Source organism: Lysobacterales bacterium (genome assembly GCA_014946745.1).
Taxonomy (GTDB): domain Bacteria; phylum Pseudomonadota; class Gammaproteobacteria; order Xanthomonadales; family Xanthomonadaceae; genus Aquimonas.
Map to the genome: position 1 here is coordinate 2,300,211 of JADCRD010000001.1, position 13,928 is coordinate 2,314,138.

13 protein-coding genes are annotated in these 13,928 nt (G+C 70.0%); 8 read left to right on the forward strand and 5 right to left on the reverse strand.

Features of this window, described 5'->3' with window-relative positions; translation table 11 throughout:
- Positions 1 to 413: 413 nt before the first annotated feature.
- From H4O13_09020 to ubiE, 4 genes are all read right to left on the reverse strand, one after another.
- Positions 414 to 3,161, reverse strand: a complete 2,748-nt coding sequence (locus H4O13_09020; GenBank protein ID MBE5315528.1) for a serine/threonine protein kinase — start codon at positions 3,159 to 3,161, stop codon at positions 414 to 416.
- On the reverse strand, positions 3,158 to 4,075 hold the full coding sequence (locus tag H4O13_09025; GenBank protein MBE5315529.1) for an alpha/beta fold hydrolase: 918 nt from the start codon (positions 4,073 to 4,075) through the stop codon (positions 3,158 to 3,160). The genes H4O13_09020 and H4O13_09025 overlap by 4 nt, the downstream gene beginning before the upstream one ends.
- A 61-nt stretch (positions 4,076 to 4,136) precedes the next feature.
- Positions 4,137 to 6,050, reverse strand: coding sequence for a M1 family metallopeptidase (locus tag H4O13_09030; GenBank protein ID MBE5315530.1), 1,914 nt, complete (start codon positions 6,048 to 6,050; stop codon positions 4,137 to 4,139).
- 234 nt (positions 6,051 to 6,284) lie between these two features.
- Positions 6,285 to 7,076, reverse strand: coding sequence for a bifunctional demethylmenaquinone methyltransferase/2-methoxy-6-polyprenyl-1,4-benzoquinol methylase UbiE (gene ubiE / locus H4O13_09035; GenBank protein ID MBE5315531.1), 792 nt, complete (start codon positions 7,074 to 7,076; stop codon positions 6,285 to 6,287).
- A 285-nt stretch (positions 7,077 to 7,361) separates the two neighbouring features.
- Between ubiE and H4O13_09040 the strand changes: the two genes are divergently transcribed.
- Both H4O13_09040 and H4O13_09045 read left to right on the forward strand, forming a co-directional pair.
- Entirely contained in the window at positions 7,362 to 8,588 is a 1,227-nt protein-coding gene (locus H4O13_09040; protein MBE5315532.1) for an anion transporter, read from the forward strand.
- Positions 8,588 to 9,064, forward strand: coding sequence for a GNAT family N-acetyltransferase (locus tag H4O13_09045; GenBank protein ID MBE5315533.1), 477 nt, complete (start codon positions 8,588 to 8,590; stop codon positions 9,062 to 9,064). Before H4O13_09040 ends, H4O13_09045 begins: the two co-directional genes overlap by 1 nt.
- Positions 9,065 to 9,089: 25 nt before the next feature.
- Here H4O13_09045 and H4O13_09050 read toward each other — a convergent pair whose 3' ends face one another.
- Positions 9,090 to 9,416: a Rieske (2Fe-2S) protein gene (locus H4O13_09050; GenBank protein MBE5315534.1), complete on the reverse strand. Its 327-nt coding sequence runs from the start codon at positions 9,414 to 9,416 to the stop codon at positions 9,090 to 9,092.
- 210 nt (positions 9,417 to 9,626) lie between these two features.
- Between H4O13_09050 and H4O13_09055 the strand changes: the two genes are divergently transcribed.
- From H4O13_09055 to H4O13_09080, 6 genes are all read left to right on the forward strand, one after another.
- On the forward strand, positions 9,627 to 9,902 hold the full coding sequence (locus H4O13_09055) for a hypothetical protein (GenBank protein ID MBE5315535.1): 276 nt from the start codon (positions 9,627 to 9,629) through the stop codon (positions 9,900 to 9,902).
- A gap of 166 nt (positions 9,903 to 10,068) precedes the next feature.
- Entirely contained in the window at positions 10,069 to 10,620 is a 552-nt protein-coding gene (locus H4O13_09060; GenBank protein ID MBE5315536.1) for a hypothetical protein, read from the forward strand.
- Between the two features lie 3 nt (positions 10,621 to 10,623).
- Positions 10,624 to 11,178, forward strand: a complete 555-nt coding sequence (locus tag H4O13_09065; GenBank protein MBE5315537.1) for a cob(I)yrinic acid a,c-diamide adenosyltransferase — start codon at positions 10,624 to 10,626, stop codon at positions 11,176 to 11,178.
- A 35-nt stretch (positions 11,179 to 11,213) separates the two neighbouring features.
- Positions 11,214 to 12,149 (forward strand): histone deacetylase family protein, encoded by a 936-nt coding sequence (locus H4O13_09070; protein ID MBE5315538.1) that lies wholly within the window; start codon positions 11,214 to 11,216, stop codon positions 12,147 to 12,149.
- Complete coding sequence (locus tag H4O13_09075; protein ID MBE5315539.1) at positions 12,146 to 13,174, forward strand: phosphotransferase; 1,029 nt, start codon at positions 12,146 to 12,148, stop codon at positions 13,172 to 13,174. The genes H4O13_09070 and H4O13_09075 overlap by 4 nt, the downstream gene beginning before the upstream one ends.
- A complete protein-coding gene (locus tag H4O13_09080; protein ID MBE5315540.1) occupies positions 13,171 to 13,890 on the forward strand; it encodes a nucleotidyltransferase family protein in 720 nt (239 codons plus the stop codon). Before H4O13_09075 ends, H4O13_09080 begins: the two co-directional genes overlap by 4 nt.
- Positions 13,891 to 13,928: the final 38 nt, after the last annotated feature.

Genomic DNA, 13,928 nt, shown 5'->3' on the forward strand with positions numbered 1-13,928 from the left:
TGCTGAGAGCGCCGCCACAGCGCGGGCCCCGATGCGGCGCGGCATGGGCGCGGGCAGGCCGATCTGCGGGCTGATCGATTGGCGGACATCAGCGAGTATCCCGAAGCATTGCGCGCCCGCCTAGCAGGCTGTTGAAGAGCAGTTTGCTGGTCCGGCCAGGGATGGCCGGGACGACGAAGCAAGCGCGCAAGCGATGGATGTGTCGTGAGGCGGTACGGACCTGCGCCGGACCGCCGACTTGAAGAACTCCCCGGAAGGGAGTTCTTCAACAAGCGGCCAGGAGCCTTCGGCCAAGCGGACGGCCGGCGAGCCTTGACCGCGCGCACCGACTTCGCGAGCTGCGCAGGACGCGCACGTACCCGGCATGGGCCCCGCAGAGACCAGGGCAAGAACGCCTTCGATGCGCCCAGCACTCAGCGCGAGGAGGCGTCCTGCAGCAGGGGCGCGTGCGGCACCAGCGCGGCCGCAAGCCCCTGTCGCGCACGCAGCAGGGCCTCGCGCTCCGCCGACGTCGGCGGGAAGGCCTGCGCACGCAGCAGGATCAGCTCGGCCCAGCGCGGATGCCCCTCGGGCAAGGCCTCGCCGGCGATGGCAAGGGCGGCATCGAAAGCGGCGCGCGCGCGCTGAGGCTCGTCGAGCCCCAGGGCGAGTTCAGCGTCGGCCTGGAGCACCCGCAGTCTCAGCAGCGGATCGCGCGAATCCAGCGCTTCGAACTGCGCCTGCGCTTCGGCGAAGGCCGCACGCGCGGCCTCTGGACGCGCCTCGCGCAGTGCCAGGCGCGCGAGCTGCAGGTGACTGCCCAACAGCTCCACGTGAGGCGGCTGCAGCTGGCGCTGGCGCAGCTGCAGCGCGCGCTCCAGCTCGATTCGCGCCGCCGCGAGTTCGCCGCGCAGCATCAGCAGGCGCCCCAGGTTGTTGTGGGCGCGGGCAGTGGCCTGATGTTCGGCGCCGAGCGACGCAATGCGGATGCGCAGGGAATCGCGCAGCAGCGGCTCGGCGCCGGCCAGATCGCCTCGATCTTCCAGCAGGCTGGCGAGATTATTCATCACCACGGCGGTATCGAGGGAGTCGGCGCCGCGAAGCCGAAGGTTGATGCGCAGGGCCTCGCGATAGGCGGCCTCCGCTTCGGCGTAGCGCCCGAGGTCCTGCAGACCGGTGCCAAGTTCGTTGGTGATGTTGGCGACGCGGACGCTGTCGGCACCGTGCGCACGCACGCGCAGCTCGCGCTGGCGCTGGAAGCCTTCGACCGCGCGCGCCAGCTCGCCACGATCGCGATAGACGCTGGCCAGAACCTCAAGGCTGGTCAACACGCGCGGATTCGCCTCGGGCAGCAGCGCGCGCTTGGCCGTCAATGAGCGCTGCAGCCAGGCCTCAGCCTCGTCGAGACGGCCAAGCCGTCGCGCGACGAGGCCGAGATTGTGAAGGGTGGCGGCCGTCTCGATGTTCTGCTCGCCGAAGGCTGCGAGGCGGATGTCCAGCGCACGTTTGAGCAGGGGCTCCGCGTCCGCACTGCGACGATCGGCATCCAGCAGCAGGCCCTGCATGTTCAGGGCGTTGGCGAGTGCGGGATGCCCAGGCGACAGCTGTGCCTGCGCCAGCGCACTCGCGGCTTCAGCGATGCGCATGGCCTCAGGGCGCTGTCCCAGCGAATTGAGTGCGTGCGCCAAAGAGTCCATGAGCAGCAGACGCTCGGTGACTTCAAGGTCCGCAGGCGCCAGGGCCTCGACCATCCGCAGCAGAGCGAGCGACTCCGCGGGCAGACCGATGCGGTCGTAGATGCGGCCGAGCGTCACCCCCAGCCGCAGCTTGAGCCGCGGCTGGCCCGCGAGGCTCTGCTCCAGCTCAACGCGCGCGGCATCCACAAGATCGCGCGCCGTGGTGGCGGCGCGCTCACCGGCCTCGGGGTCGGCATGCTCGAACACTGCCAGCAGAAAGTCGACGGTCTCGCGGTTGCTCTCCGCTTCGATGCGCGCCGCGCGCTCGGCCGCCTGGGCGCGCTGCAGCTGCCGCTGCAGGCTGAGCGTGAAACCCAGCACCAGCGCGAGCAGCACGGCGCCCGCCGCGAACGCCGGCCAGCGTCGCTGCAGCAGACGACGCAGCCGGTACCCGCGATGCTGTGCTCGCGGCGTCACCGGCCGTCGCTGGAAGTAGCGCTCGATGTCCTCGGCCAGCGCTCCGGCGCTGGCGTAGCGCTGCTCCGGCTCGATCGCGCAGGCCCGCATCACGATGGCGTCGAGATCACCGCGCAGGCGGCGTGCCCAGGGCAATCCACTGCGTCGCGCGCGGCTGCTGGGCGGCTGGGTCGGCGACGTGGTGGTTGAAGGCGTGCCCTGCGGGTCTTCCGCAGTCGGCGCGACCAGTTCGGACAGGATCAGACCGAGACTGTAGATGTCGCTGGCCGCAGACAGCGCCTCACCGCGCCTCTGCTCGGGGCTCGCGTAGCGTGGGGTCATGTAGCCCTGGCCCTGCGCATCGGCGCTGCCGGCCAGCCGGGCGATCCCGAAATCGAGCAGCACCGGCGAGCCATCGTTCCGCACCAGGATGTTCGAAGGCTTCAGATCGCAGTGGAGCACCAGATGCCGATGGGCGTGCGCAACGGCGCGGCAGACCTGCTGGAACAGGCGCAGCCGCGCCGGCAGATCGAGCGACTGCGCGCGGCACCATTGATCGATGCGTTCACCCTCGATGAACTCCATCACCAGATGCGGCTGGCCGTTGGGACTGGTGCCGCCGTCAAGCAGGCGAGCGATGTTCGGATGGGCGAGGTCCGCGAGGATCTGCCGCTCGCGCACCAGCATCAGGTTCTCGCCCGGCTGCCCCAGGGCGCGCAGGCGCTTGATCGCCACCTGCAGCTGGTACTGACCGTCAGCACGCTCGGCCCGATACACGCGGCCCATGCCGCCTTCGGCAAGCGTGCCGAGAATGCGCCAGGGCCCCAGCCGCGTGCCGGGCGCCAGCTCGGGGTCGAGATTGGCGAGCAGCGCCGCCACCGGCTGCGGCAGGCCGATGCCGCGGGTTTGCGCATCGCACAGCGACAGCACTTCGGTGGCCACGGGCTCGCTGGCACCGGCCGCGCTCAGGGCCTCGCGCCACTGCTCGGGCGGAAGCTCGCACACCACATCGAACAGCCGGCGCACCTCGGGCCAATCGATCGCGGTCACCGGTGGTCCTCCGCGAACTGCGAAAGCGCCGCCGCGACCGCCTCCGGCTGCTCCATCATCGGCATGTGCGCGCAGCCCTCGAGTTCGATGCGCAACGCCCCGGGGATTTGCCGCGCATACAGCTCGGCCGCGCTCGGGTCTACCACCGGATCAGCGGCGCAGCCCAGCACCAGGGCAGGCAGGGCGATGGCGGTGGACGACTCGCCGGGGAGGAAGGCCTCGGGCCCCTGGGCGATGGCTGCGAGCACCTCACGCTCGAAATCGACATCGGCGATTCGACGCTCGACCAGCGCCGACTTCAGCGGCCAAGGCAGAAGCGGCGGCTCGCGGAAGACCAGGGCGAGATAGGCGTCGAGCTCGTCGACCGTAGCCACGCCGAACGGATGCTCGCCGCGCAGCACCGCCTGACCGAAGGCGTTGTCGCGAAAGCGCACGCCTGATGCGCTGATCAGCGCCACCGAACGCAGACGCTGCGGATGCCGCGCGGCGACCAGCGCGGCGATGCCACCGCCCATCGAATGGCCGACCAGATGCACCTTCCGCAGATCAAGCTGTTGGACAAGCGCAGCGACGCGCTCGGCCTGTGCGACATAGCCGTAGTTGGCGTCGGCACGACGCGGCGACTCGCCCCAACCCGGCAGGTCGGGCATCAGCACCGGCACCCCCTCCGGCAGCGCGCGCAGCAGCGGCAGCCAGTTCTCCTTGCTGCCGGTGAAGCCGTGCAGCAGCAGCCATACCGGCTGTTCGGGATCGACCGCGCCGCGGGCCAGAAGCACCCAGCGCTCGCCGTCCACCTCCAGTTCGATACGTTCGGCGCCGCTGCGCCAGGCATCCAGACGCAGCGCCTGCTGCAGCAGCCACTGCGGCGCCAGCGCGCCCAGCGCGACGTACAGCAGAACGGGCAGCGCCAGCAGGGCCAGCCCCAGGAGCCTGCGGCGGCGTCGACGACTGGAGCGGCGGCGCGCGGACATCGGTCTACTTCAACGCGGCTTCAACCGAGGCCGCGGTGATCGGGTGATAGCCCGGCCGCGCGTCTGCGAACACCGCGCGGGCGAACTCCTTGCCCTCAGGGCTGGCGGCAAGCGCGGCGTAGACAGGCAGGATCAGTTTGCGCCGGCCGATGCGCTTCAAGAATTCGGCCATCGCCGGCCGCGCCTCGAAATAGCCGCTGCGCTCGGCCAGCGGATACCAGCGCATGGCGAATTCGCCGTTGGCCGTGCCGGTGAAGCGGAAGGCCTCATCCAGCGCGATCAGCTGGGCGCTCTCCAGCACCTCCGGCATGCCTTCAAGGAAATGCAGCCACTCCTGGGTGCTCCACTGCGCGGTGTCCAGCTCCTTGGCTGCCGTCTTGCCATCGAGAAAGCGGCTGCGCGCGGCGTCGACCGCGTCGAAACGCGGAGAGCTCGCCGGCACCGCGAACTCCGGAACACCGGGCTCGAACAGCCAGGCCTGCAGCTCAGCCTCACTCATCACCTCCGGCTGCGAGGCCATCAGGGTCTCGCGCAGATGTCCGATGAAGGCGCCGCTGTCGATACTCTGGAACGCGAAGCGATCGAAGTAGCCGCGGAGGAAGGCATCAAAGGCCTCGCGACCGTAGCGCTGCTCCAGAAAGCTCAGGAACCACGCGCCCTTGATGTAGGCCACCGGCGACAGTGCGTCATCCGGGTCGCGACCGGCCAGCGGCGGCAGCACCAGCACCTGGTCCTTGGCATCGAGCTCGCCCAGGCTGCGGCGCAGGCTGGTCTGCTCGATCACGCTTTCCATCTGCGCACGCTCGACGCCGTAGAGCGCCTCGACGATGCGGTTCTCGACGTAGCTGGTAAAGCCCTCGTTGAGCCAGATGTCCTTCCAGCTCGCATTGGTCACGAGGTTGCCCGACCAGGAGTGCGCCAGCTCATGCGCGATCAGGCTGACCAGCGACTTGTCACCCACCATCACGGTCGGCGTGATGAAGGACAGGCGCGGGTTCTCCATGCCGCCGAAGGGGAAGCTGGGCGGCAGGATCAAAAGGTCGTAGCGCTGCCAGCGGTAGGGGCCGTACAGCGACTCGGCGACCTCGATCATGCGCTCGGTGTCGGCGAACTCCTCGACCGCGGCATCCAAGGTTTGCGGCTCCGCCCAGACGCCGGCGCGCGCCGAGATCGGCTTGAAGGCGAGGTCGCCCACCGCAATCGCCATCAGATACGAAGGGATCGGCTGCGACATGCGGAACACGTAGCGGCCGTTGCGCACCGGGCTGACCGGGTTGTCGGCGCTCATCAGCGCGACCAGGTTCGGCGGCGTGTGCACCACCGCGGTATAGGTGTAGCGGACGCCGGGCGTGTCCTGCAGTGGGACCCAGCTGCGCGCATGGATCGCCTGCGATTGGCTGAACAAGAAGGGCTGCTTGCCGCCGGCCGTCATGGCGGGCTCCAGCCACTGCAGACCGGAGGCCGACTGCGAGGTCCGGTAGCGCACCCGCACCACTTCATATTGACGGCGCATCTTGATGCGCAGGGCCGAGCCGAACACCGGATCCGGCGCATCCAGCTTGAAATCGAGACGCCGCCACAGGCCGTCGGCACGGCGGCCGAGCACCTTGTCGATGCTGAGGTCGCGGGTATCGAGCACCAGCTGACGCGACTTGCGGTCCTGCCAGTCCAAGGCGTAATCCGCCGCGCCGCGCAGGGTTCGGGTGTCGAAGTCGACGTGCAGGTTCAAGGCGAGATCGCGAATCCGCACCTTGTCGGGCTGGGCGTAGCTGTGCTCGTCGCGAGCGCGCTCAACCAGCGCCGGATCGATCTCGACAGCGGGTCCGTCGGGGGCGGCGCTCACGGTGGAGGCCACGCCCGCGACAAGCAGCGCGAACAGACTGAGAAGCACGAAACGCGAGGCGGAATACAGAGCCATGGGCGGAACTCGCAGGGCGATGTGAAAACCGCGCGAGTCTAGCAGCCGACCTGGGGCAACACCGAGCCGGCCCATCCTGAACTTGACCCGCGAGCGCGCCCTGCACGGTGCGCCACCACAGTGAATTGTTCAGCCGTGCCTCAGCCCTCCAGCAGAGCCCGACAGGCAAGGCGCATTGCACCGCTGGAGGCGGCCTGCCGCTCTTGCGAATCCCGAATCCCCAATCCCAGCCCTTCAGAGCTTATGCCCCGAGTGGATCGCGCAGATCCCGCCGGTCAGGTTGCGGTAGTCGCAGCGCTCCAGGCCAGCGGCTTCCATCATCGCCTTCAGTGCGTTCTGCGGCGGATGCTGGCGGATCGATTCGGCAAGGTAGCGATAGCTGTCGGCGTCGCCCGCAAACAGCTTGCCCAGACGCGGCAGCACCTGGAAGGAATGCAGGTCATAGAGCGGCTTCAGCCACTGCGGCTGTACCTCCGAGAACTCCAGCACCAGCGCCCGACCGCCGGTCTTGAGCACGCGCTGCATTTCGTTCAGCGCCCTCTGCTTGTCGGTGACGTTGCGCAGGCCGAAGGCGATGGTGACCAGATCGAAGCTGGCGTCCGGGAAGGGCAGCGCCTCGGCGTTCAGCTGGGCATAGCGCAGGCCGCGGACCATGCCGCGATCGGTGAGTCGATCGCGGCCCACGCGCAACATGTCGCCATTGATGTCACCGATGATGACCTCACCGCTCTCGCCCACCCGCTCCTGCAGCAGGCGGGCGATGTCGCCCGTCCCTCCGGCCAGATCCAGCACCCGATCACCGCGGCGCACGCCGCTGGTGGCGACGAAGTAGCGCTTCCACAGGCGATGGATGCCGAAGCTCATGAGATCGTTCATGAGGTCGTACTTCGCGGCCACCGAGCTGAAGACCTGGCCGACCAGGCGCTCCTTCTCGGCGGTGGGCACTTCGCGGAAGCCGAAGTGGGTGGTCGCGCCGGGCGCGCTCTGCGCGGAGGCGGTGTCCTTGGCGTCGCTGGTCGTGTTCATGGGGCGGGATTATCGCAGCATCGGATGCGTGGGGTGCGGGGCACACGGAGACAGCGTTGATTCGGGTCGGGCTGGGCTCGGGTAGCTCGAGTGTATCGGGGCTTCCGGCGCGCCAAGGATGGCGCGCACGCGGGTCGAGCACGTAAGTGCTTGTGCCGCCCGATTGCTTCTGCGGCGCAGGCGCCTCGCGAACCTGCGACCGAGGGCACCGGGGAGGACCGCGCCCTCAACCCGCGGCACCGGCCCCACCCCTACACTGCGCGCCTCGCCCCACCGCCCTGCTCCATGACCGCCCTTGTCATCGCCGTGTTCGTGATCGTCTATCTCGGCATGGCGCTGGGCCGCCTGCCCGGCCTGGCGCTGGACCGCAGCGGCATCGCGCTCTGCGGCGCGGCCTTGATGCTGGCAGCCGGGGCCCTGCCCCAGGGCGACTGGTCGCAGGTGCTCGATCTGCCGACCCTTGTCCTGCTGTTCGCGCTGATGCTGATTGGCGGCCACTTCGCCGAGGCCGGCGCCTTCGATGCGGTGGCGCGCATGCTTTCGTGCAGCCCGCTGTCGCCGCTCGCCCTGCTCGGGCTGGTGGTCGCCACCAGCGGCCTGCTCTCTGCGCTGCTGGTCAACGATATCGTGGTGTTCGCGCTGACTCCGCTGCTGGCCCAGGGGCTCGCCGCGCGCGCGCTCGACCCGCGGCCATTTCTGCTTGGGCTGGCGCTGGCCAGCAATGCCGGCTCGGCCGCAACCCTGGTCGGCAACCCGCAGAACCTGCTGATCGGCGAGCTGGGCCAGCTCGATTTTCTCGCCTATCTCGGCATCGCCGCCCTGCCTTCGGCACTCGCCCTGCTGTGCGTTTTCACCGTGATCGCGTGGGTCTGGCGCGGGCGGCTCGCGGTCGACACGCGCGCCGAGGCCCTGGCCGAACAGCCGCTGCAGCGCTGGCTGCTGATGAAGAGCCTGCTCGCGGTGCTGGCGGTCATGATGGCGATGCTGATGCTCGATCGGCACCGCGAGATCGCCGCGCTGGCGATTGCCGGCGTCCTGCTGGCCGGGCGCAGTGTCGGCACGGCCGCCCTGCTGAAGCGCGTCGACTGGAGCCTGCTGGTGCTGATCGCCAGCCTGTTCGTGGTCACCGCCGCCTTCGCGCAGCTGCCGATCGCCGGCGCGGCGATGGCGGGGCTGGATGCGGCCGGGCTCAGCTTCGAGCGGCTTGGCCTGCTGGTGCCGGCAGCGCTGATCGGCAGCAATACCATCGGCAACGTGCCGCTGGTGATGCTGCTGGTGGAAACCCTGGGCGAGCTGTCGCAGCCCGCCTTGACCGCGCTGGCCATCTTCTCGACCCTGGCTGGCAATCTGCTGCTGCTCGGCAGCCTGGCCAACCTCATCACCGCCGAGCGCGCCGCCCAGGCCGGCGTGCGGCTTGGCTTCGCCGACTTCGCCCGGGTCGGCATTCCCGTCACCCTGATCTCGACCGCGCTGGCGCTGGCCTGGCTGCTGCTGCGCGGGTGGAGCCTCTGATGCCTGTAGCTGATCGCGACCTCGCCTGGTCCTGCCTGCCGTTCGAGGCGCTCGACGTGCATCGCCTCTACGCGGTGATGCGCTTGCGTGTCGATGTGTTCATCGTCGAACAGACCTGCGCCTATCCGGACCTCGACGGCCGCGATGCCCGAGCAGACGTCTGGCATCTGCTGGGCGAGCGCGCCGGTCAGCTGCTCGCCTATGCGCGTCTGCTGCCGCCCGGCCTCGCCTTCGACACGCCGGCCATCGGTCGGGTGATCGTGAGCGCCGGCGCGCGTGGTTCAGGCCTCGCGCATGCGCTGATGCGCGAGGCGATCGCCCGCTGCGAAGTGCTCTGGCCCGGCCAGCCGATCACGCTCGGCGCGCAGGCGCACCTGCAGGGCTTCTACGCGGCGCACGGCTTCGCGGTCTGCTCCGAGGGCTATCTCGAAGACGGCATCCCGCATGTCGACATGCGGCGACCGGGAGCCGGCTGAGCGGATACGCAGGGCAAGGCCTGGCTCAGTCCAGCACCACGGCGTCGCCGTCGACACGCACGGCGACGGCGGACAGCGATTGCCCCTTGCAGGGCCCCGCAACGCAGGCGCCGCCAGGCAGGGCGAAACTCGCCCCGTGCGCGGCGCAAATGAGGCGGCCGCCCTCCATCAGGAACTTGCCGGGCGCCCAGTCGAGACGTCGACCTGCATGCGGACACACGTTCAGAAAGGCCTCGACGCGCTCGCCGCTGCGCACCAGCACGAGCGATTCCTCGCTGTTGTCGATCTGCGCGTCCACCGCGAGAGCTTGGGATTCGGACAGCTCGGACAACAGACACAGGCGTTGGGACATGGGCAGGCTCCGCGCGGGGCGCTCAAGGATACGCAGCCCACCCTCGCCACGAAACGCGAGCGATGCCGAGGCCGCCCGGACGCTCGCGCTCGAAACGCTGGCGCTCGCTGCGCCCGTTCAGCCCGCGCTTGGCTTCGCGCTTGAGACCGGAACGATCCGCCTCAATACTCGGCCGACGCCCGCAGACTGCGGACGGCCACAGGAATCGCCATGCGCCCCGCCTTCGTTCAGCTTCGTCTGCCCCGCAATCCGCTTGTGCGCCTGCTGCTGGTGGTCGCCGGGATCGCCGTGCTGTCGGTGTTCGCGCTCGCCGGGGCCGCCCTCGCCGCAGCAGCGCTCGCCGCGCTTGGGCTGCGCCAGCTGTGGTGGAAGCTGCGCGGGGCGCGCCCCGCTTCGCGCACGCCCCGCCCTAGCGACGTGATCGAGGGCGATTTCACGGTCGTCGACAAAGTGCAGGTGCGGCTACCGCCGCAGCGCCAGAGCTGAGGCAGATCCGGCCCTCTCGGCCTGCGACCCCCTGCGGGGAATTCATGCGACCGCGCGGGTCGCACCCCCCGCGACCTTCGGCTCTCACCTCCCCGCAATTGGCTCGGCTATCCTTGGGCGCTGTTCCCCGGCGCTGCGCCGGGTCGATTCCGCCGGAGCCCGCCGAATGTCCCCGAACGCCTCTTCGCTGCCGCTGCGCCCGCTGCTGCTGGCTGCTTTCATCCTCGCTGCCGCTGCCTCGCGCCTGCTGCCGCACGCCTGGAACTTCACCCCGGTCGAGGCCATCGCCCTGTTCGGCGGCGCCTACTTCGCCAGCCGCTGGGCGGCATTTGCGGTGCCGCTGGGCGCCCTGCTGCTGAGCGATCTTTACATCGGCGTCTACGGCCTGATGCCGGTCGTCTACGGCTGCGTCGCCGCCTGCGTGCTGCTGGGCTTCTGGCTGCGTGATCGGGTCAGCGTGCTGCGCGTCGGCGCGGCCGGCCTCGCAGGCGCGGTGCTGTTCTTCGTGGTCACCAACTTCGCGGTCTGGGCCACCGCCGACATCCTCGGCACGCATCCCGCCTGCAGCATCGGCCTCACCGAGTGCTACGTCGCTGCCCTGCCCTTCTTCCGCGCCCAACTGCTGGGAACGGCGGTGTGGAGCCTGATCCTGTTCGGCGGCTACGCCCTGCTGCAGCAGCGCCTGCCGGCCCTGCGCGCCAGCCACGCGGCGGCCTGAGCCATGGGCAATCGACTCTCAAAGATCTACACGCGCACCGGCGACGACGGCAGCACAGGCCTCGGTGACGGCAGCCGCGTGTCCAAAGACTCCGCCCGCGTCACCGCATACGGCACGGTCGACGAGCTCAACTCCTGCATCGGCGTGCTGCTGGCGCAGGAGCTGCCGGACGCGATTCGCGAGCCACTGGTCTCGATCCAGCACCAGCTCTTCGACCTGGGCGGCGAGCTCTGCATCCCCGGCCATGCCGCGATGCAGGATGCCGACATCGAGCGCCTCGAAGGCATCCTCGACGGGCTCAACGCCGACCTGCCGCCGCTCAAGGATTTCATCCTGCCCGGCGGCGGCGCGCCGGCGGCGCACTGCCATGTCGCTCGCACCGTCTGTCGCCGCGCTGAGCGCGAGGTCGTCACCCTCGGGCATCACGATGCGGTGCGTCCACAGGCGATCCGCTATCTCAACCGGCTGTCGGACCTGCTGTTCGTGATGGCACGCGTGCTTGCACGCGCCTCCGGCCACGGCGAAGTGCTGTGGAACCACGAGCGGCGCAAGGGCTGACGTTCGTCACTGATCCCCATCGAGGACTCGCGCGGATGCTGCTGTTCACCCACCCCGTCTGCATCCGCCACAGCGCGGGTCCTGGCCACCCCGAATCGCCGCAGCGGCTCGCTTCCGTGCTGCAGGCTTTGCACGGTATCGACGACCTGCCGATCGACTGGCGCGAGGCGCCGCGCGCAACGCGCGAACAGTTGCTGCGGGCGCATACGCCCGAGCTGGTCGCCAGCATTCTGGATGTCGCCATCGAGCATCAGCACCGCATCGACGAAGACACCGCGATGAACGCGGATTCGCCCGAGGCCGCGCGCCATGCCGCCGGCGCCGTCGTAGCCGCCATCGACGCGGTGATGGCCGGCGAGGCCAAGCGCGCCTTCTGCGCGGTGCGCCCGCCGGGCCACCACGCGACGCGCGCCCAGGCCATGGGTTTCTGCCTGTTCAACTCAGTGGCCGTAGGCGCCGCGCATGCGCTTGCCGAGCACGGCCTCCAGCGCGTCGCGATCATCGATTTCGACGTGCACCACGGCAACGGCAGCCAGGACATTTTCTGGAACGATCCGCGGGTGATGTACCTGTCCAGCCACCAGACGCCGCTGTATCCCTACAGCGGCGCGATGGACGAGCGCGGTGCCGGCAACATTCTCAACCTGCCGCTGCCCGAGGGCGCCGGCGGCCAGGAGCTGCGTGAGGTCTATCGCGTCCACGCCCTGCCCGCCCTGCACGCCTTCAAGCCCGAGCTGGTGCTGGTCTCAGCGGGCTTCGACGGGCATCGGCTCGATCCGCTGGCCGGCTTGAACCTCGAAGCCGCCGACTACGCCTGGCTGACCGAAGAGCTGATCGATCTCGCCGACCGCCACGCCGAGGGGCGGCTGGTGTCGGCCTTGGAGGGCGGCTACAGCCTGACCGCGCTGCGCGAGTGCAGCCTGGCCCACGTGCGCGCCTTGGCCGAGGCGGATCTCGCCGCCACCGCGTGAGCGCAGTCGTCGCGCCCACGGTTCCCAGCGATCCGCGCGCCATCGAGGCGCTGGCCTGGGCCTGCGCGCAGCTCGATCGCACCGGCCTGGGCCTGGCCCCCGCGGCCAGCGACGCCAGCTTCCGCCGCTACCTGCGGCTCGACGGCGCGCCCGAGCTGCTGCTGATGGATTCGCCGCCCGCGCAGGTGCCGCTGCAGCCCTGGCTGGAAGTCGGCGCGCTGATCGGCGGCGCTGGCCTGCGCGTGCCCCGTGTCGTTGCCGCCGACGCCGAGCGCGGTTTCGCCCTGATCGAGCATCTCGGCGACGCGCTCTATCAGCACCGTCTCGATGCCGACAGCGCCAGTGCCCTGTATGGCCGCGCGATGGAGGCCCTGCTGCGCCTGCAGACCCTGCCCGCCGGGGCGGTGCCGCCCTACGAACATGCCCGCTTCGAGATGGAGCTGGAGCTGATGCCGGAGTGGTTCCTGCGTCGGCATCTGGGCATCGCGCTGGAGTGCGAGCAATGGGACCCGATCGAATCGGCCTTCCGCCTGCTGCTCGACAGCGCGATGGCGCAGCCGCGGGTGTTCGTCCACCGCGACTACCACAGCCGCAATCTGCTCGACTGCGCGCCCGGCCCCGGCATCATCGACTTCCAGGACGCGCTCGACGGCCCGCTGACCTACGACCTCGTCTCGCTGCTGCGCGACTGCTACCTGCGCTGGGACGAGGCCCGCGTGCAGACCTGGGCCGAGGACTTCCGCCGCGAACTGGTGCGCGCCGGGCGCATTGCCGACGCGCCGCAGCGTTTCTTCCGCGCCCTCGACCTGATGGGCCTGCAGCGCCATCTGAAGGTGCTGGGCATCTTCTGCCGCCTGCACTACCGCGACGGCAAGGCCGGCTACCTCGCTGACCTGCCGCGCGTGCTCGGCTACGTGCTCGACATCGCCGCACGCTATCCCGAACTGGCCGATTTCCGCGCCCTGATGCTGCGCTTCACCGAAGGCCGCGATGTGACCCGGCCGCGCGAAGTCGCGCCGGCATGAGCGCGGTCGAAGTCGCCTTGGTCCTCGCCGCCGGCCGCGGCGAGCGCATGCGCCCGCTCACCGACGTCACGCCCAAACCGCTGCTGCAGGTCGGCGGCAAGCGCCTGATCGAATGGCATCTCGACGCGCTGGCGAACGCCGGCGTGCGGCGCGTGGTGATCAACACCGCGCATCTCGCCGACTGCTTCGAGCCAGCGCTGGGCGACGGCGCGCGCTTCGGGCTGTCGATCCGCTACAGCCGCGAGGCCGAGCGGCTGGAGACCGGCGGCGGCTTGCTGAACGCCCTGCCCCTGCTCGACGCGCCGCGCTTCCTGCTGGTCAACGGCGACGTGTTCTGCGACGTCGACTACGCCCGCTTCGCGCTGGGGGCGAACGATTTCGCCCAGCTGCTGATGGTCGACAATCCGCCGCAGCACCCGCACGGTGATTTCCACCTCGACGGCGCGCGGCTGCGCAGCGAAGGCGCGCCGCGCCTCACCTATGCCGGCATCGGCCTGTTCGACGCCCGCCTGTTGGAAGCTTGGCGCGAAGTCATCGGCGACAGCGAGGACAGCCGCCGCAGCCCGCCCCGCTTCGGCCTCGCTCCGCTGCTGCGCGCAGCGATGAGTGCCGATCGCATCGCCGGGCTCAAGCACACCGGCGCCTGGGAAGATGTCGGCACGCCGGAACGGCTGGCGGCGCTGGATGGGCGATTGCAGGCGCACACCCACCGCTGAGCGCGCAGCCCCCGCGCTTCCGCTAAAGTCGGCGCGCG